Annotated in this window: 15 protein-coding genes and 2 pseudogenes; 11 read left to right on the top strand and 6 right to left on the bottom strand. The window is 46.8% G+C overall.

The window, feature by feature from the left end; genetic code table 11:
• Positions 1-149: 149 nt before the first annotated feature.
• The 7 genes and pseudogenes from FEF09_RS18075 (at position 150) to FEF09_RS18050 (ending at position 6,699) form a co-directional block, all read left to right on the top strand.
• The gene (locus tag FEF09_RS18075) at positions 150-1,025 is read left to right on the top strand and encodes a helix-turn-helix domain-containing protein (protein ID WP_222597017.1); all 876 of its coding nucleotides are present in this window, start codon (positions 150-152) and stop codon (positions 1,023-1,025) included.
• 122 nt (positions 1,026-1,147) lie between these two features.
• The gene (locus tag FEF09_RS18070; protein ID WP_146306414.1) at positions 1,148-1,966 is read left to right on the top strand and encodes an efflux RND transporter periplasmic adaptor subunit; all 819 of its coding nucleotides are present in this window, start codon (positions 1,148-1,150) and stop codon (positions 1,964-1,966) included.
• A gap of 25 nt (positions 1,967-1,991) precedes the next feature.
• The gene (locus tag FEF09_RS18065; protein ID WP_146306413.1) at positions 1,992-2,207 is read left to right on the top strand and encodes a hypothetical protein; all 216 of its coding nucleotides are present in this window, start codon (positions 1,992-1,994) and stop codon (positions 2,205-2,207) included.
• 9 nt (positions 2,208-2,216) lie between these two features.
• Positions 2,217-4,256, top strand: a pseudogene (locus FEF09_RS33225) (efflux RND transporter permease subunit).
• A 54-nt stretch (positions 4,257-4,310) separates the two neighbouring features.
• A complete protein-coding gene (locus FEF09_RS31580; protein WP_222597030.1) occupies positions 4,311-5,324 on the top strand; it encodes an efflux RND transporter permease subunit in 1,014 nt (337 codons plus the stop codon).
• Between the two features lie 20 nt (positions 5,325-5,344).
• Entirely contained in the window at positions 5,345-5,881 is a 537-nt protein-coding gene (locus tag FEF09_RS18055) for a TolC family protein (protein WP_146306412.1), read from the top strand.
• A complete protein-coding gene (locus FEF09_RS18050; protein ID WP_146306411.1) occupies positions 5,863-6,699 on the top strand; it encodes a TolC family protein in 837 nt (278 codons plus the stop codon). The genes FEF09_RS18055 and FEF09_RS18050 overlap by 19 nt, the downstream gene beginning before the upstream one ends.
• Positions 6,700-6,767: 68 nt before the next feature.
• On the opposite strand, the gene FEF09_RS18045 is transcribed toward FEF09_RS18050, so the two are convergent.
• The 4 genes and pseudogenes from FEF09_RS18045 to FEF09_RS33215 form a co-directional block, all read right to left on the bottom strand.
• On the bottom strand, positions 6,768-7,082 hold the full coding sequence (locus tag FEF09_RS18045) for a T9SS type A sorting domain-containing protein (protein ID WP_146306410.1): 315 nt from the start codon (positions 7,080-7,082) through the stop codon (positions 6,768-6,770).
• Positions 7,046-8,925 (bottom strand): annotated as a pseudogene (locus tag FEF09_RS18040) (DUF6055 domain-containing protein). The gene FEF09_RS18045 and the pseudogene FEF09_RS18040 overlap by 37 nt, the downstream one beginning before the upstream one ends.
• Before the next feature lie 213 nt (positions 8,926-9,138).
• A complete protein-coding gene (locus FEF09_RS33220) occupies positions 9,139-10,035 on the bottom strand; it encodes a TonB-dependent receptor domain-containing protein (RefSeq protein WP_261387589.1) in 897 nt (298 codons plus the stop codon).
• 5 nt (positions 10,036-10,040) lie between these two features.
• The gene (locus FEF09_RS33215) at positions 10,041-11,519 is read right to left on the bottom strand and encodes a TonB-dependent receptor (protein ID WP_261387576.1); all 1,479 of its coding nucleotides are present in this window, start codon (positions 11,517-11,519) and stop codon (positions 10,041-10,043) included.
• Positions 11,520-11,790: 271 nt separating this feature from the next.
• On the opposite strand from FEF09_RS33215, the gene FEF09_RS18030 reads away from it, so the two are divergent.
• The 4 genes from FEF09_RS18030 (at position 11,791) to FEF09_RS18015 (ending at position 15,991) form a co-directional block, all read left to right on the top strand.
• Positions 11,791-12,477 carry a response regulator transcription factor gene (locus FEF09_RS18030; RefSeq protein ID WP_146306408.1) on the top strand — a complete coding sequence of 229 codons (687 nt, stop codon included), beginning with the start codon at positions 11,791-11,793 and terminating at the stop codon, positions 12,475-12,477.
• 169 nt (positions 12,478-12,646) lie between these two features.
• Positions 12,647-14,092, top strand: coding sequence for a circularly permuted type 2 ATP-grasp protein (locus FEF09_RS18025; RefSeq protein WP_146306407.1), 1,446 nt, complete (start codon positions 12,647-12,649; stop codon positions 14,090-14,092).
• A gap of 22 nt (positions 14,093-14,114) precedes the next feature.
• On the top strand, positions 14,115-15,056 hold the full coding sequence (locus tag FEF09_RS18020) for an alpha-E domain-containing protein (RefSeq protein WP_146306406.1): 942 nt from the start codon (positions 14,115-14,117) through the stop codon (positions 15,054-15,056).
• A gap of 8 nt (positions 15,057-15,064) precedes the next feature.
• Positions 15,065-15,991 carry a transglutaminase domain-containing protein gene (locus tag FEF09_RS18015; protein WP_146306405.1) on the top strand — a complete coding sequence of 309 codons (927 nt, stop codon included), beginning with the start codon at positions 15,065-15,067 and terminating at the stop codon, positions 15,989-15,991.
• On the opposite strand, the gene FEF09_RS18010 is transcribed toward FEF09_RS18015, so the two are convergent.
• Entirely contained in the window at positions 15,992-17,410 is a 1,419-nt protein-coding gene (locus FEF09_RS18010) for an APC family permease (protein WP_146306404.1), read from the bottom strand. It abuts the gene before it with no gap.
• Positions 17,411-17,423: 13 nt separating this feature from the next.
• On the bottom strand, positions 17,424-18,875 hold the full coding sequence (locus FEF09_RS18005; protein WP_261387575.1) for an aldehyde dehydrogenase (NADP(+)): 1,452 nt from the start codon (positions 18,873-18,875) through the stop codon (positions 17,424-17,426).
• Positions 18,876-18,881 lie beyond the last annotated feature (6 nt).

Below are 18,881 nucleotides of genomic sequence, written 5' to 3'. Positions count from 1 at the left end.
CGTCGTAATGCAGGTGTAATAACGGTATAATACGGAGAACAGACACAAACATGCTATGTTTGATTTTTGCAGCAAATGGATTGAATATGGTAGCCATCCTCCTTCTCAAAGGATATAATTTTGCACCATCATCATTCAATTTCTACATCATGGACCAAATATATACCGTTGAGGATTTCTACCGCGCCAAACTTAACTGGATGCCGGAAAATCTGAAGAACGAACTGGGTCATTTCAATGTATTCCGGCTGAGTGATTTTGTACACAATAGTACCAAATGCGGATCCTACGTCAGAAAGGAATACTTCAAGGTAAGCCTGATTAACGGACGGCATAAATATGAATATGCAGACAAGACCATCCAGATAGAAGACAACGCACTGATCTTTGGCAATCCCAACATTCCCTATCACTGGGAACCGTTGGATGATGCGCTATCCGGCTATGTGTGTATATTCACGGAGTCTTTCTTTCATCAGTTCGGAGCTGCAAAGTTCAACGAATATCCGGTATTCCAACCCGGCGGCCATCCGATTTACTTTCTCTCTGACACACAAAAACAACGTATCACGGAACTGTTCAACCGTATGTTTGACGAGATTGGTTCTGAGTATACGTATAAATATGACGTCATCAGAAACCTCGTATTCGAACTCATACACGAGGCCATGAAAATGGAACCGGCTACTACCTTATTTACCAGCAGTAATGCATTCGCACGCATCTCGTCTCTTTTTATGGAACTGCTTGAAAGACAGTTCCCGATCTCCTCACCGATGCAAAGAGTGAAATTCCGTTCTCCAACTGATTTCGCCGGACAACTCTCCGTGCATGTCAATTCACTGAACAGAGCATTGAAGGAGACGACCGGCAAAACCACCTCACAGCTGATATCACAACGTATACTACAGGAAGCCCGCTCCTTACTGAAGTATACAGACTGGAATATCTCCGAGATCTCGTGGAGTCTTGGTTTTGAAGAACTACCACACTTCATCAATTTCTTTAAAAGAATGTACAGGTAACACCAAAGTCTTACCGTAGCTAAGCAGCCATAACAACAAATAGCAAAGGAATGACCGGCATCCATATGCCGGAGTGACTTTGTCATGCCCGTACATCACCATAAAACATAAAATACAATACGATGAGCAACGATCTTATCAGACAACAAACACAACTATTATTCGCAGGCATCGTAATAACGCTGTCTGCCTGTACAACAGCTGCTTCTGACAAAAAGCAGGATCATACAACAACAGCCACTCCCGGTATTCCCGTTGATGCGATTATACTCAAACCGGAAGAGCTCTCCGAAAATATGGAGATCTCAGGTACACTTGCTGCTGTGCAGGAAGTCAATATCATGAGTGAACTGAGTAAAAAAGTAAGCACAGTGTATGCCGCAGAAGGTAAACAGGTAGCCGCCGGTACACTCCTGTTTAAACTTGATGATGCTGACTTACAGGCACAACTTGATCAATATTTGCAACAGGAAAAACTCGCTATCATTAACGAACGCAGACTGGCAGATCTGATCGCGAATCAGGCCGCTATACAACAGGACTATGATCAGGCATTGACCACTCTGCGCGTATTACAGGCACAGATCAGACAGATCAGGGTAAATATCGAAAAGACACGTATAACGGCTCCATTTGCCGGTAAAATAGGGTTGGTGAATATACATCCCGGCGCTCTCGTCACACCCGGACAAACACTCACCACACTGGAAGACAACAGCAGGATAAAAGTAGACTTCTACATCCCTGAAAAATATGCCGCCAATTTCAAAACCGGCGATCCTATTCACTTCAAGGTGGAATCTAACAGCAAAGAATACAACGGTAACATCATCGCACAGGAAGCAAAGCTGAACAATGATACCCGCACCCTGATGCTAAGAGCTATCACCGGCAATACGGACGGCGACCTGCTGCCGGTCAGAGCGCCAGAGGGCTGTTAGTCTGCATAATGTCAAAGACGCTGTTATGGTACCTAATCAGGCATTAATGCCTTCAGCAGCCGGCTACAATGTCTTCGTGATAAAAAATGGGCTGGCGGATATCAAAACTGTCAAAACGGGCGAACGTAATGCCAATACCGTACATATCACAGAAGGACTCAATACCGGCGATACGGTTGTCATCAGTAATATGCTTCGCCTGTCAGTAGGTGCTGCTGTTCAATTTACTTCCATCAAATAATTCTCCATCATGGCATCTTTATCTAAAATAAGTATCACCCGTCCGGTACTCGCCGCCGTCATGTCAGTATTGATTCTGCTGCTGGGTATCGTCGGATATTTCTTTCTGGGTACCAGAGAATATCCGGTAGTAGATTCACCGGTAGTCACCATCACAACAGTCTACCCCGGCGCCAGCGCCGATGTGATCGCGTCACAGGTTACCAAACCTCTGGAAGAAGCCATTGCAGAAGCAAATGGTATCCGCACCATCAAATCCGTTTCCCGTGAACAGGTCAGTGTCATTTCTGTCGAATTCAACCTGAATACAGATCTGGAAGCCGCTGCCAGCGATGTACGCGATAAGGTATCCAAGTCGAGAATGCAGCTACCGACCGACATAGAACCGCCTGTTGTGGAGAAATCAGGTCCTTCGGAAGCACTTGTATTCCTGATCGTACAAAGTAAAACAAAAAGCCTCGAAGACATCACTGACTTCGTCAACACCAATATCAAAGAAAGGCTGCAATCTATTCCCGGGGTAAGATTAGTCAATGTCTACGTAGGTCGTAAAAGATCTATGCGGCTGCGCATGGATCCGGTTAAAATGAGCGCTTATGGTCTGACACCATCTGATATACAACAAGCCTTACAGCGTGAGAATGTAGAACTGCCCAGCGGCAGGATCGAAGGACAAAATGCAGAAGTCTCTCTGCGTACAAAAGGCAGACTCGTCACAGAAGATGATTTCAATAACATGATCATCAGTCAGAAAAACGGTGCAATGATCCGTTTCAAAGATATAGGAACAGCAGTCATGTCATCCAAAAACGAGCGTACTTCTATGATTACCTTCAGAGGTCCTACTGCCAATTTGCGTGGGAACGAATGTGAGTCCGCAACGGGGTGCTAACTCGCTGGCTATCGTGGATGAGTTCAACAAACGTTTCGAAGAGATTAAAAGACAGCGCCAAAAGACTACGAAATCACACTTGGTAAAGACTTTACCGAACCGGTACGCAACTCTCTGGCAGAAGTGGAGGAATCACTTTTTCTGGCTTTTATGCTGGTGTCCCTGATCATCTTCATCTTTCTCCGTGACTGGCGTAGTACCATTATTCCGTTGGTGGCCATTCCGGTATCTATTATCTCTGCATTCTTCATCATGTATGTGGCCAACTACTCCATCAATGTGCTGACACTTCTCGGCCTTGTACTGGCGATCGGTCTGGTAGTAGATGATGCCATCGTGGTACTGGAAAATATCTACAGTAAAGTGGAAGCGGGCATGACGCCAAAAGAAGCGGCGATCAAAGGCTCTGATGAGATCTTCTTTGCCGTGATATCTACCACTATCACATTGGCCACTGTGTTCCTGCCTATTCTTTTTCTCGGTGGGGTAACCGGACAACTGTTCCGTGAATTCGCCGTAGTGGTATCCGGCTCAGTAATGGTCTCCGCATTTGTAGCGTTGACATTATCTCCGATGATGAGCGCCTATCTGTTGAAAGCGCATACGGGGCATAACTGGTTATACCGTAAAACAGAACCTTATTTTATCGCCTTCAACAATGCCTACGAAAGGTCATTAAAAGCTTTCCTGCGGGTACGTTGGGTCGCATTTATATTGCTGGCAGCATCATTCGGACTTACGTTCTGGTTACTGCCCAAACTACCATCTGAGCTGGCGCCACTGGAAGACCGTTCCAGTATAGGTATCGCGGTCATTGCGCCGGAAGGTACTTCTTTCGAAAGTATGGAGGCAACCATGAAAGAAATAGGTCAGTATATCAAAGATTCTATTCCTGATCATAAGGATGATATTACCTATGCCGTTACCGCCGGTGCACTTGGCGATCTGGAACAACCGGTTAACAGTGGCTTCCATTGGATATTCCTTGAGAAACCAGCACACAGAAAGAGTAAACTGACACAGGCACAGGTCTATGATAAACTGGTAGCTGCCTCCGGCAGATTCCGTAAGTGTTGTTCATACCGATCCAGTTCCCTACCATCAGTACAGGCGACAATACACAACCAGTACAATACGTGGTACAGGCACCCGGATTAAAAGAACTGACAGACCTCATGCCGAAGCTCATGGCCGAAGTATAAAAGCAAAAAACTGGTATTCTCTGACCCTGATTTTAAGATTAACCGGCCGGAAGTAGGGATCAGCATCGACCGTGACAGAGCAGCGCAACTCGGTATTTCTACAGAAGAAATAGGTCGTACACTGCAACTGGCACTAAGCGGGAGAAGGTATGGCTATTTCATCTACAACGACAGACAGTATGAAGTGATCGGACAACTGGATCGTAAGGACCGTTCCGCACCTGCTGATCTACGTTCCCTGAATATCAAAACACCAACGGGCGAAATGGTATCGTTAGACAATCTCGTACAACTGAAAGACGCGATCAGCCCATCTGCTATCTATCGGTATGATCAGGCATACAGTGCGACCATTTCTGCAACACCGGCACCGGGTGTGAGTCTGGGAGAAGCACTCAAAGAAATGGATCAGATCACGAAAAAGGTATTGCCAAAAGATTTCCGTACCAGTCTCGCCGGACAAAGCCGCGACTACGCAGAAGGCAGTTCAAGTCTGATGTATGCATTCCTCTTTGCTATAGTACTCATCTATCTTGTACTGGCCGCACAGTTTGAGAGTCTGCGGGATCCTTTCATCATCCTGCTGACTGTTCCTATGGCACTGGCAGGAGCATTGCTGAGCCTCTGGTTCACCGCACAGACGGTCAACATCTTCAGTCAGATCGGTATCATTATGCTCATTGGTCTGATCACTAAAAATGGTATCCTGATCGTGGAGTTTGCTAACCATGCCAAACAGGAAGGCGCCTCTCCACTGGAGGCAGCCAGTGCCAGTGCCGTATCCCGGTTCAGACCTATCCTCATGACCACCCTAGCTATGATTTTAGGCACACTGCCTATTGCACTCTCACTGGGCGCTTCTTCCGGCAGTCGTAAGTCATTGGGCATTGTCGTAGTAGGCGGATTGGTATTCGCAGGTATATTGACGCTCTATGTCATCCCTGCGGTCTACTCCTACTTCTCCGCCCATAAAAAACCAGCTGCTCATGCGAAGACAACAAATGAAAGCATCGCAGCGGTATGAGGATTTAAAACAAACAGATCATGAAACAGTATCATCATTTAAAAGCTTATATATTTACAGGCCTGCTTGCACTCCATATACTGGGTGCAGGCAGTAGCCACCTGATGGCGCAGGCTATCAGTCTGGACAGCGTTATCAGTAAAGCGCGCAGGAACAATAACAGTCTGAAGGCCGATGCACTAGAAATTGACCGTGCGCAATCGCAGACGATCATTTCCAGAACTTATCTCAGACCTGAAGTGAGTTTCTCGTCTGCTGTGAATCACTACTTTCAGCAACCTCTTTTCTTTGGATTCGGCGACGCAGGTACAACACCCGCTGACAAGATCGGTTATGGCCGCTTTGGTGGTAAAGATCAGGCGAATGCCTCACTCGATGTGAGCATACCTATTTACAGTCCGGTGAACAGATCTACTATAGAAAAGAATAAACTGGAAGAAACACAAAGCCGGCTGCAACACCGCATGAAAGAGGCGGATATCACAGCTGCGGTCAAACAGGTTTATCTGCGCATACTCGTACTGGAAAGAAGGAACAATTGCAACAGGAAAGTATAGAACGAAACAAACGCGCACTGGCAGATGCGAGATCACTGTATATACAGGGTAAGGCATTATTAGTAGACACCCTCAGGGCATATACCTCGTGGAAGAACCTTGAACCAGATCTGCTGCGGATCAGCTATGCGATCGACGTCAGTAAAGAACAGCTGAATATCCTGATGGGAGATGATCCGGCAGCACAGATCAGTCTTGCAGATACCTTAGAGGCGCCGGGAAATAATATACTCCCTGATGAATCTTCTTTACTTGCGCAATCATTACAGGAAAGACCGGAATTACAATTACTCTCTCTGCAACGGGACATTCGCGGAAAAGAAGTCAGTACGGCAAAGAATGCCAAATTACCTGTCATCACAGGTGTAGGGCAATACCTGTTGCAAACACAGGCCGGTAGTTTCAGATACTATGATGCCTACTACCCTTCTACTTCCTTCGTGGGGGCCAAAATCACACTGCCGATCTACGCAGGTGGCAGGCACAATGAGCGTATCAAAAGAGCGCAGATAGCACAACAACAGGCGAATATTCAATACACTGATGCAAGCGACAAACTACATGGTCAGGTAAAACAGATCGTTGCCAATCTGAATGAAACCTATCAGCGTATACAAACACAAGCAACGGTGACCAGTACAGCTGAAAGCAGTTATCGCCTGACTAAATACCGCTATGAAAGAGGAGCAGCCACAAGGCTTGAACTGGTAGACGCAGAACTGTCATTGACAAGCGCCAGATCAGCTTATCTGGAAGCTGTATATGATTTTGAAGCTGCGAAGATAGAGATGGAAAGGCTGCTGGGGAAAACGAACTAAAAATTAAGCATTAAGAATCAGGAGTCAGGCTGCTGATAAAGCCACAACTCCTGATTCCTGATTGTCATTTATCTGCTGATTACTATCTTCCGTACAAATTCTTTCTTTCCACTCACCTTCAAAATATACACGCCCGGCTGCAGTTTCTCAGCTACAGCGTCCAGCGTAAAATTAGGGGTGGCTTTTATTCTCCTATTCACCACCACAATACCTGCACTGTTATATAATGATATCAGCACATCTTCATCAGTATCAAAATTACGCATGCTGATGTTCAGCTGTCCGCGGACAGGATTAGGATATACAACCACATCTTTCAATGCACCAACAGCTGTATGCGCAGCAGCTAAAGCAGTACAGGCCACACTACCGGAGAAGGCCATCTGTGCATCTGTAATTGTGTATAAGCAGCATTTACATCTGTATTGGAAGTGTGTGAGACGGGTCGTCCATCACATTCAGTACGGCCATTGTTGGTATGCGGCACCTGTAAATAAACGCCCGCTGTGCTGCAACTGCCTATTTCAGCATCTCCTCCTACAGTGACACCTGAACCGAAGCTAACGCCCCATTCCATCGCATTGCCTTTTACAATAGCAGTACCTGATACCGTACAGTTATTCAGGATAGCATTCTCACTAATATTCGCAGAACCGGTGTAAGTGCCACCCCATACATTCGCATTGCCGGTGATCACTACATTATTCTGCACAGTGGCATTTTCCACCCATGCTGTACCTTCTATCCGTGCATTACCAGATACGTTGGAAGAACCCCTTACAATAGCTTTCGGTCCTACGTAGGCAGTTGCGGCGACAGTCGCCGTATTGGATACCCAGCCACCACCGTTGCTATGAGTATGTCCATTTGTTTTATAAGCAGCCCGGTAATCACTTTGATATCCTTCGGGAAGCGCATTCGCAATACGGAGTTCGTAAGGATATCTTTTTATTTTCGGCCATCCCGGTTCCCACACATAAGAAGTGTGCGTAGTCGGCGCTCCCATAACAACCAGATATAATCCCGTTTCATTACTATTCAGCTGAAAACTGATCTGACTCTCATTCGCGCTATTCAGTGCGCCATAACGGGACACTGTACCATTGGCATTTGTCGCCACAAAACCATAGCGCCATCCGGCTGTACTGTTGACCTCTGTATGTCCTTTGAATTTCACCGTTACGGTCCGGGAACTACAGGTAGGATACAGCGGAATGATATTATAACCATAGTCTTGCGGCGCAAATGCATCAGGTACTACATAGCGGCCTGTTGATGCACTGATCTGCGTCAACATCGTATACAGCCGCCATACATAGTGCGGTTCAGACGTTTTCAAAGCTTCTCTGGCGGCACGCATGATACTGCCGAAGTTATTACTGGTATAGTCGTAGGTCACCTCTTTCTTTGCATAGTTGAATAGAAAGTCATTCAGCTGGGATTGGTTCCAGCTTTTCAGGCGGCGGTAAGTAATAAGGGGATGCTCATTGGCGAGTGACTCTTTCCATAATCTGTTGACCATATTAATGCCTTCCGCATCCTGTATGGTATACAACCATTTGAAAGTACCATAGTGATGACGGGTAGAGCTCAGGTGAAAGCTTTGGGTACCCATCCAGCGGGGCAGGTCATCTCCTGCAAAACGCGGATACATCTGCGTACGCATATAGTTGGCGTGCGCTTCCCAGAAGAAGCCGGCCGGTTCCCAGCCTACATAACCTCCACCTACGGTATTCTCCTGTATAGAGATCATCCCCTGCAGAGCATGCGTCAGCTCATGACTGATCACTGCACCATCACGGGTAGCATTCGGATGTACCCACATAGCGCCGATCGTATTGCCATATGTGCCGCCAAAAGCCCAGCCGGAAGGACCACCGGAACCCCATGTGTCATTCATGACAATGATGATTTTGTATTTACCGAGGTTCTTTGTGGCGGCGTCAGAACAGAAGGCCAGTTCAGTGACAAATTTTGTATAGATCTTCTCCAGAGTATCACAGACGGACTGCGGGTTAAAGCGCAGATTAGGGTCTGAATAGGTTGCAGGACTGGTACCCACTATATTTCCCAGAATACCACAAAATTGGCAGACTGATATGACTTACTGTAAGACCAGGTGTTTAACGGAGCAGACGAAAATTCTGACGGAATAAAAACAGTTTTTTGTGCAGCAATACGGCCTGTCAATAACAGGCATAAGAATAACAGTACATGTGTTTTCATGAATTGTGTTTTTAATACAGCGGTTAACGATTAAAGTGGGATCGGGCTACAGACGACTCAGGGCTTTTCTACAGGTGACTATGACGGAAATAAAATTAACGGAAAAGCATACGGGGGTCATGACAGATATTAACGCATATGGACAGGATTTTAACAGAAACAGCCGGCGCTGCAATGCGCCGGCTGTCATCCTTACTTTGGGAGTAGCAACAACTAGAATTTATAAGATACTGTACCAACAAATTGGGTTGGCGGTATCGGATTAATACTGTAATTCTCGTGTACGTAGTAGTTATAAGTATTGGTGATGTTGGATACTTTCGCCATCACGCCAAAACGTCTGAAAGAATAACCGGCACTCAGATCCAGTGTGGAGAATCCGGGCACAGAGATCAGGCGGTTATATTTTTGTGACTGATTGATGGTATTATTCCAACCCGCAAACCGTTGTCCGATATAATAGTAACCCACACCAAATTTCAGTCCTTTCAGTGCAGATTGCTGCAACGTGTAAAACACACTGGCATTTGCCGTATGATTTGGATTACCCACCAGCCGTTCTCCTTCTACTGCACCACCTGCTACACCGCTGGTGCTTTCAATAGTGATGTTGTTATAGCTGTAACCTGCGATTACATCCAGACCAGCCATAGGGTGACCTGCGATATCTACTTCTACACCACGGCTGAGGGTTTTACCGATCAGCGCTTTCAGGTTTGCGTTATTATTAGGCGTCACACCATCTTTCTGGAATGGAGATGTCTGCGCATAGTTATTATTTCTGATCTGGTAAGCCGTTACGTTTACTGACAGTTTACCTTTCAGGAAATCGTTTTTGATACCCAGCTCATACTGGTCAATCACAGATGGCTTCAGGGCATTGCTGTCAACATCTAAACCGTTATTAGGCGTAAAGGAGTTAGCATAGCTGACAAATACTGCTGTACTCGAGATTGGTTTGTATACCAGTCCGAAACGAGGCGAGAACGCATGATCATATTTTGCCTTCGTCTGTGTAGACGCGTTGGTTTTGAGATCAAGTGTGGTGGGTGCTTCATTCTGCAGATAAGAGAAACGTACACCTGCGAGGAAATTCAGTTTACTGTTGATCCTGATCAGGTCCTGTACATATACACCCAGACGATTGATCGGAGTCGTGACGCTCTTGATTCTGGAAGCCTCGGGATATCTGTACGTGGGGTATACAGATCAGGGTGCAGTATATTGATAGTATCGTAAGTGGCAGGCTGATTATAAGAAAATGCTTTCGTGTAATAGCGGTCACCATCGATACCTGCGAGTACATTATGTTGCAGACTACCGGTTTTGAATTTAACCGTCAGGTCTACCTGCGCGATGTAATAATCTTCGGAGTTATATGCTCTGTTCAGCGGACGTGCCCATTTACCGGTCGCATCTGCCTGTATTCTTTCTATTGCATAATAGTCTCTGCTATAACGCTGATAAGTGAACATACCATTGAGGGTCCAGTTATCGTTCAGTTGATGTTTGACAGAGGCGCCTGCAGAAGATTGCTGTGTATGCGCATATTGCCATGGTGTACCATAGAAGTTGTTACGCGGCACATCTGCAATCTTTGTATTATCCAGAGAACCGATACCGAAATCAGGTGTAAAATCATGTTTCAGGTAATCACCCTGAACAACCAGTTCTGTACGTTCGCTTAATTTGAAGAGCAAAGACGGATTAACATAATAACGTTTGGAATGTACTTTATCGCGATAGCTGTCAGTAGTTTCAAAAGTACCATTAACACGGTAAGCTATTTTAGAAGATAGCGGACCATATACATCAAACGCGGGTTTAAACAGGCCATAGCTACCCGCACGAATGTTCAGTTCACCGCCAAAGTTAAACTTAGGCTGTTTGGTCACCATATTCATGACAGCACCCGGCGCAACGTTGCCATACAGGATAGCTGCACTCCCCTTCAGGATCTCTACTCTTTCCAGTGAACTCATTTCAGGCATCACACCGGAATTCACACGTGCACCGTTCTTAAACATATTGGAGCTGGAGAAACCATATCCTCTTGCATTAAAAGACTCCTGAGTACCTGCCCTGCTGGAAGCCATATACACACCGTTTACACTTTTCACGACATCACTCATACGCTGTACCTGCTGATCTTCCAGTACCTCATGACCAATAACAGCAACACCCTGTGGCAGATCGATAGCAGCTACCGGCAATTTACTTACACTGACAGGACGTTTGTTGATCGTACGTGTTCTGCTGCCTTCTACGACGATTTCATTCAGCTGGGCGGAAGTCGCTTCTAATGAAAGGGACATATCGGTGGTCTGGTCGGCGGTAACGCTTACCGGTTTGTGTACTGTTTTCATACCTGTACAGGAGATGACCAGTACATGTTCACCTTGTCGGATGTTCTTCAGTATAAACTCACCCTCTTCACTGGTAACAGCTCCTTTTTTGGTGTCTTTCAGTCCGACGGTGACGAATGCGGCCGGATGGCCATCAGCAGAAGTGATTTTTCCTTTAATGTTGCCGTTTTGTGCAAATGCGGCGAGATTAAATAAAGCTAAGATCAGAATCAGGTATATATGTTTCACGCGGTGATAGAATTTTCTGCAAAGAAAAAATGTATGCACCGCTCTGCCGAGACGTATCCGGAAAAAAACAGCACTATGATTTTGGATAGTCCGGCGACAGAAAAAACACGTTCAGAATTAAAACAGATTCCAGCAAATCCTTCACCACAGAACAATACAGCATCACATAATGTTTTATCATAAAGCTATGCAAAGGTGGATCAGGCATTATTTGTCCATAAAGGGCCTTCAAATTCAAAATTGATTTAGAATTCAGAGATAATATTGTGGTATGAAAATACTGATCATTGATGGCGAGTTGTCTTTATCGCAGGTGATGATCTCCTATTTATCAGCCGAAAACTATATATGTGAGTATGCCAATACTTACAAAAGAGCACAGTCGAAGATCGCGGTATATGACTATGATTGCATTTTACTGGACCTGGACCTGCCCGATGGTGATGGAAGCAAGCTGCTGGAGGAAATCAAGAAGAGAGACAAACAGGAAGGCGTTATTATTATCTCCGCGAGACAATCGTACGAAGATAAAATCTACGCTTTACAAAACGGAGCAGACGATTACCTTACTAAACCGTTTTATTTACCTGAATTGGGTGCCCGGATCTTCTCAGTGATCAGAAGAAGAAAATACAACAACTCCAATATTATCAGACAGGGCGCTTTAACGGTTGACCTGCTGGCAAAAACCGTCTACATTCATGAAGTACCTGTGCCGCTTACGCGCAAGGAATTTGACCTCCTGATCTACTTTATCGGTAACAAAAACAAAGTGCTGTCCAAACAGGAACTGGCCGAACAGCTCTCCGGCGATATTGCCGGTTTGCGGGATGACCATAACGTCATCTATGCCCATATCAAAAACCTTAAGAAAAAACTTCAGGAAGGTGGAGCAGGCAACTACCTGAAAACGATCTACGCTACCGGGTATAAGTGGGATTACTGTACGCAGGATTAAATACATTAAAATAAAATCAATACGAATATTTTATCCATAAAAGATATATTTTATTGGATCCAATCCCTTATTTCTACACTTTTTTGCAGCGAACACTGGCATTTATCCCTCTAAAAGATTAAATTGTAGCTGTCACCCATATACTTACTAACCCATTAAATCCACTGGAATGAGTCTGCCAACTTTACTGGAACACTATGATCAGGGCACCGGCACCTGGGATGAAATGTGCGACCGCCAGCAGATACGGGAGCAATACAATAAGGTCATTGCCACCCTCCGGCAGTTCAGTATCAACGATCTGCAACGGAAAGACAGACTGGCCGGCGAGCTTTTCATGAATCAGGGCATCACCTTTACCGTGTACAGCGAAGATGCCGGTATTGAGCGCATTTTCCCCTTTGATATCATTCCCCGTATCATCACCGGAAAAGAATGGCAACATATCGAAGCCGGCATCAAACAACGCCTCAAAGCCCTTAACCTCTTCCTCAAGGATATCTACAATGAACAGCAGATCCTGAAAGACAAAATAGTACCTGCCTCACTGATCGCCTCCTGTCCGCATTATACCCGGGAAGTATTCGGGATCAGGGTGCCGCATGATATTTATGTCCATATCTCCGGTATTGACCTGATACGGGGGGAAGATGGTCACTTTTATGTACTGGAAGATAATCTGCGTACCCCCTCCGGGGTCAGTTATATGCTGGAAAACAGGGAAGTCACCAAAAGGATCTTCCCCGAACTACTGGCTGCCAGTCATGTGAGAAGGGTCAGTAATTACCCCCTCATGTTGCATGAAATACTGCAGCAGATGGGCCCCGGACAATTATCCAATCCGCGGGTAGTATTACTGACACCCGGCATTTATAACTCCGCCTATTACGAACATACCTTTCTGGCCAGACAAATGGGTATTACCCTCGTAGAAGGCCGGGACCTGCTGGTTAACAACCATAAAGTGTACATGAAGACCACTGATGGTCTGGATCAAGTCCACGTCATCTACCGCAGAATAGACGATGAGTTTCTGGATCCGCTCATGTTCCGGCCGGATAGCGCACTGGGTATACCCGGCTTGATGAGTGCCTATCGGATGGGGAATGTCGCCATCGTCAATGCCATCGGTAACGGTGTGGCCGATGACAAGGCGGTATATGCCTACGTACCCGCCATGATCCGGTATTACCTCAACGAAGAGCCTATTCTGCCCAATGTGCCTACTTACGAAATGAGTAATCCTGACGCCAGACATTATGTGTTTGAAAACTATACCAATATGGTGATCAAACGTACCAATCAATCCGGCGGCTATGGGATGGTCATGGGTAATAAAGTCTCTCCGGAAGAATGGCTGAAAGCCAAAGCTGCCATCGAAGCAGATCCCCGCAGCTTTATCGCTCAGCCGATTATCAGACTCTCCACTGTACCCTGTTTCATAGATGGCACCTTTCAGGCCAGACATGTAGACCTGCGCCCTTATGCACTTTGCGGTCCGCAGGGCGTACAGATCGTCCCCGGCGGACTCACACGGGTTGCCCTGCGAAAAGACTCCCTGATCGTTAATTCCTCCCAGGGCGGAGGCAGTAAGGATACCTGGATTATAGATTGACCTTTAAAACGAACTCATATACATGCTAAGCAGGATTGCTGATTCACTGTTCTGGCTCGCCCGTTATATGGAGCGGGCTGAAAGCTTACTACGCGTTACGGCTACGCATAATCTCCTTTCGCTGGACAAAGACGTCAATGGTCCCCTGACATGGCGACCGGTATTGGAAACCTTTACCAACACCAACGCAGAAGAGATCAACAATATCTCACACAACAGCGGCGCTGCCCTGAAGAAACTATTGACAGATCCGGCCAACAGTAATTCCCTGAAAGCCATCATCGGCAAAGCCAGAGAAAATGCCCGCGGTATACAGGATTATATCACCAAAGAGGTCTGGGAAGAAGTAAATTCATTTTATCACCTGATCAATCAGCCTTCGCTGGACAGCCGGCTCACCAATTATGAAGCCGCCGATGTACTTGACCTCTTCACCCGTCATTCTGTGCTTTATACCGGTATTACGGATATCACTATGGCAAGAGGCACCGGCTGGGGTTTTATGAATCTCGGGAAATACATAGAACGTTGTACAGAAACCATCGTGCTGACCGACAAACAATACGCCCTGAACCACTACCGTGTAGACGATACCAAGGATATCATGCAATGGCGGCATCTCCTGATGTCCCTGTCCGGTTACGAGCTGCACTTAAAAACATACCGCTCTTATCAGTATACCCACGACGTATTGCATCAGGTATTATTTAATGAAGATTTTGCGCATTCCGTTATATATTCGCTGGGCAGAATTGACCGTCACTTACAGGATGTGACCAAAGGTCATATTTCTGAAGAGAATGCAGCACTGATCCGTAATTTCGGGCGCCTGCACAGCAAAGTGAAACACATGGAAATTGACGATCTGACCAACAGGAGCCTGCAACCATTTCTGGAGACTTTACGTCATGATCTCCTGTATTTCGCCAACCTCCTGACGCAAAAATTTTTCTCCTACGCATAAACCAGCATATGGCCATTTTCAGAATACATCATATTACCAGATACGAGTACGACAGACCGGTCAAAGAAAGCGTCAATGAAATCAGGGTATTTCCATTTCAGTGTCCCGATCAGGAAATACTACAGCATGAACTGCTCATTACCGGTCAACCGGAAATCCATACGTTCACTGATTATTTTGGTAATAAGGTGGGTAACTTCAATCTGCTGCCACCACATAAAGTGCTGAGCATTGAAAGTAAACTGCTGGTACGTACCACCGCCTCTTCGCAGTTACAGATCAATTTCCACTCCGGCTTTACACAACTGGAACAGGAAATGACAGATAGCCTCCTGCTGCTCGAACTGGCCCGTCCGGATATGATCAGCAACCAGAGCGCTATTGACAATATCATCACGGTGATCCGCCAGCCGGAGAAAAGTGTCGCCGCTGTAACAGAACATTGCAGCGAATACATCTTTAAAAACTTCAAATACCTGAAGGGTATTACCAATATAGAAACAACTGTTGATGAGATCCTGCAACACCGTGCAGGCGTCTGTCAGGATTTTGCACACCTCATGCTTCACATACTCCGCTCCTGTGGTATCCCCTGCCGTTATATCAGCGGATATATCTGTCCGAATAAGGACGGTATGCGCGGAGAAGGCGCTACGCACGCATGGGTGGAAGCATGGATACCCGGATACGGATGGGCAGGTATTGACCCGACCAACAATATCTGGGTAACTAATAAACATGTGAAATTATCTGTCGGAAGGCATTTCAATGATTGCAGTCCGGTGAAAGGTACCTTCAAAGGGCCCGCCAGACAAAAACTCTCCGTATTTGTCGCGGTCGCCTATGAAGACGGAAAAGTATTCGAAGAAACCAACGACGTACACCTGCACGGCGTAACAGCAATGTCGGTGGAACCGTTTTCCGGTCAGCAGTAACTACTGCTCCTTTTTCCATACCAGATAATACACCGGTATACCCAGCAGGACGATACATAGTCCGGGCCATGTATAAAGTGGTTTATAGACCAATAGCGCCACGCAAATGACACTGGCCGACACAATATACAACAAGGGTAATACAGGGTAACCAAAGGCCTTATATGGCCTTGGAAGATCAGGTCTTGTCCGGCGCAGCCGGAAGATACCCGCAATGGTGAGGATATAGAAGATCAGTACGACAAAGATGACATAATCCAGCAACTGACCATACCTGCCGCTCAGGCATAACAAAGAGGCCCAGATACACTGGATCCACAATGCTTTACCCGGCACAGCGTTCTTATTCAATGTTGCCAGTTGTTTAAAGAATACGCCATCCTTCGCCATCGTATAACAGACCCTCGCACCAGATAGTATCAGTCCGTTGTTACAGCCGAAAGTGGAGACCATCAGCAGACCGGCAATAATATAGGTTCCCCTGGCGCCAAAGATCTTTACGGCTGCGGCTACGCCTACCCTTTCGTTTTCTGCGAATGCAATTTCCCGGAGGGATAACACTCCCAGATAAACCAGATTGGTGGCGACGTAAATGACCGTCACGATCAATGTACCGAGGAAAAGACTTCTCCCGATATTACGCTCCGGCCGCTTGATCTCACCTGCAATGAAAGTAACATTGTTCCAGGAATCACTGCTGAACAGGCTCCCTACCATACTACCGGCAATGGCCCCCAAAGCGGCAAATCCCGCACCGGCGTATGCGCTTAAATGCGTTATTCCTCCCTGTGCAGTCATTTGTTGCAATGAGAACCCGGTCTGCCAGTTGGCATCCCATATCGTCTTATCAGCCGCAAAACAACCGAATAAGATCAGGGCCAGTAAGGCAGCAATCTTCGCCAGTGTGAAACCGGTCTGTATCAGCTTCCCTTCCTTTACCCCAAGGGTGTTAATGAAAGTCAGCAGGACGATCAGCAGAATAGAAGTGAGTTGTGCGGCAGATATGGTAATAAAGCCCAGATCTGCCACAATATTTTTCTCACTCAATACCGGAAAGATATACGCAGAAAACTTCGCAAAGGCCACGCCCACTGCTGCAATAGAACCAGCCTGTATCACTGTAAAGAAACTCCAGCCAAACAGAAAGCCCGTCAGCCGGTTAAACGCTTCTTTCAGGTAAACGTACTGTCCGCCTGCATGCGGAAACATGGCGCTTAACTCTCCATAGCTCAGCGCTGCTGTCAGCGTCAGGAGACCGGTAATCATCCATATCAGCACCAGCCAGCCGGCGGAGCCTACATTGCGGGTAATATCGGCGCTTACCAGGAAAATACCTGAACCGATCATAGAGCCGGCTACAATCATCGTAGCGTCCAGCAGTCCGAAGGACCGCCGGAAAGATGTTGGTTGATCTGACATAGGGTATCTGGGTTTATCGCACAAACTGATTATCCACCTGGCGCCATATGCCGAGGGGATTAGCTGCCTTCAATGCATCGGGCAACATATCATCTGTGAAGTTCTGGAAACATACAGGTCTTACCCAACGGCGGACAGCACTCGTGCCGACGGAAGTAAAACGTTGATCGGTGGTAGCGGGGAAGGGTCCTCCGTGTACCATCGCTGCGCATACTTCCACACCGGTAGGCGGGTTATTGAGAATTACACGACCAGCAAGGGTCGATTGTATAGTGATAACATCTTTCCATTGGGTGGTATCTGCCGGTGTACCGACGATGGTAGTGGTGAGCTGTCCGTGCAGACTTTTCAATACCGCTATCAGCTCGGCTTTATCCGCACATTCCACGAGCAGGGAATATGGTCCGAAGAGCTCTTCTTTCAAAGCCGGATTCACCAGAAAAGCATTGGCAGTTGTTCTTGCAAGTGCCGGCCATGCTTCCATGGTGGCGGGTACGGCTGACTCATTGACCAGCGTTACCTCCGGTTCTGTCAACATACGGGTACGGCCTTTATCATAGGCTTCGCAGATACCTTTGTGCAGCATCTTCTGCGGTGCAACAGCCGCGATAGCCGTTCCAAGCTGCTGTATAAAGCTTTCCAGTGCATCACTTTTCAAACCGATCAGGATACCCGGATTCGTACAGAACTGTCCCATTCCCAATGTAATCGAAGCAGCAAAAGTCTGTGCCAGTTGTGCGGACTGTGTGGCCAGTGCATCCGGATAAAACACCACCGGATTGATGCTGCTCATTTCTGCGAATACCGGTATAGGTACTTCCCGTTGTGCTGCATAATCCAGCAGGGCTTTACCCCCCTGAAAAGAACCGGTGAAGCCAACACCTGTCGTCAGCGGATGCATAACCAGCTCGCGGCCGATCGCATTCCCCTCTCCCGTCACATGTTGCACTGTATCCGCCGGCATACCGCTTTCTTTGATAGCAGTCTGTATAGCGCCATACATTAACTGCGAAGTACGCGGATGCGCCGGATGCCCCTTAATAACAACAGTAGCCCCGGCTGCCAGTGCGCTGGCGGTATCTCCTCCTGCGGTAGAGAAAGCAAAAGGAAAATTACTGGCGCCAAAAACAACTACCGGCCCTACGGGCAACAGCATGCGGCGGATGTCCGGTTTAGCCGGTGTAGCATCCGGTTTTGCAGTATCGATTACGGCTTCTACCCAGCTACCTTCTTTTATCAAAGTTGCAAAAAGCTGTAGCTGCGAAGTGGTACGGGTGATCTCCCCATTTAGTCTGGGTAGTGGCAGATTAGATTCTGCATGGGCCGCCTCCACCAATGATTCCCTTTGTGTTTCAATAGCGGCAGCAATTGCGCCGAGAAACACAGCCCTTGCGGCAGGCGTCGTATACCTGTATTCCTCAAAAGCTGCCGCTGCGCGCTGCATGATTTCATCTGTCTGCATCATAGCTCG

Source organism: Chitinophaga pinensis (assembly GCF_007896845.1).
Classification (GTDB): Bacteria; Bacteroidota; Bacteroidia; order Chitinophagales; family Chitinophagaceae; genus Chitinophaga; species Chitinophaga pinensis_C.
Note: the sequence above shows the minus strand (reverse complement) of the source record. Positions and strands in the feature narration are given on the sequence as shown.

Excerpts from the sequence above, each read along its gene's own strand:
- FEF09_RS18075 (WP_222597017.1), top strand. The coding sequence starts at position 150 with ATGGACCAAATATATACCGTTGAGGATTTCTACCGCGCCAAACTTAAC.
- FEF09_RS18070 (WP_146306414.1), top strand. The coding sequence starts at position 1,148 with ATGAGCAACGATCTTATCAGACAACAAACACAACTATTATTCGCAGGC.
- FEF09_RS18065 (WP_146306413.1), top strand. The coding sequence starts at position 1,992 with ATGGTACCTAATCAGGCATTAATGCCTTCAGCAGCCGGCTACAATGTC.
- FEF09_RS18055 (WP_146306412.1), top strand. The coding sequence starts at position 5,345 with ATGAAACAGTATCATCATTTAAAAGCTTATATATTTACAGGCCTGCTT.
- FEF09_RS18045 (WP_146306410.1), bottom strand. The coding sequence starts at position 7,082 with ATGGCCTTCTCCGGTAGTGTGGCCTGTACTGCTTTAGCTGCTGCGCAT.
- FEF09_RS18030 (WP_146306408.1), top strand. The coding sequence starts at position 11,791 with ATGAAAATACTGATCATTGATGGCGAGTTGTCTTTATCGCAGGTGATG.
- FEF09_RS18025 (WP_146306407.1), top strand. The coding sequence starts at position 12,647 with ATGAGTCTGCCAACTTTACTGGAACACTATGATCAGGGCACCGGCACC.
- FEF09_RS18020 (WP_146306406.1), top strand. The coding sequence starts at position 14,115 with ATGCTAAGCAGGATTGCTGATTCACTGTTCTGGCTCGCCCGTTATATG.
- FEF09_RS18015 (WP_146306405.1), top strand. The coding sequence starts at position 15,065 with ATGGCCATTTTCAGAATACATCATATTACCAGATACGAGTACGACAGA.
- FEF09_RS18010 (WP_146306404.1), bottom strand. The coding sequence starts at position 17,410 with ATGTCAGATCAACCAACATCTTTCCGGCGGTCCTTCGGACTGCTGGAC.
- FEF09_RS18005 (WP_261387575.1), bottom strand. The coding sequence starts at position 18,875 with ATGATGCAGACAGATGAAATCATGCAGCGCGCAGCGGCAGCTTTTGAG.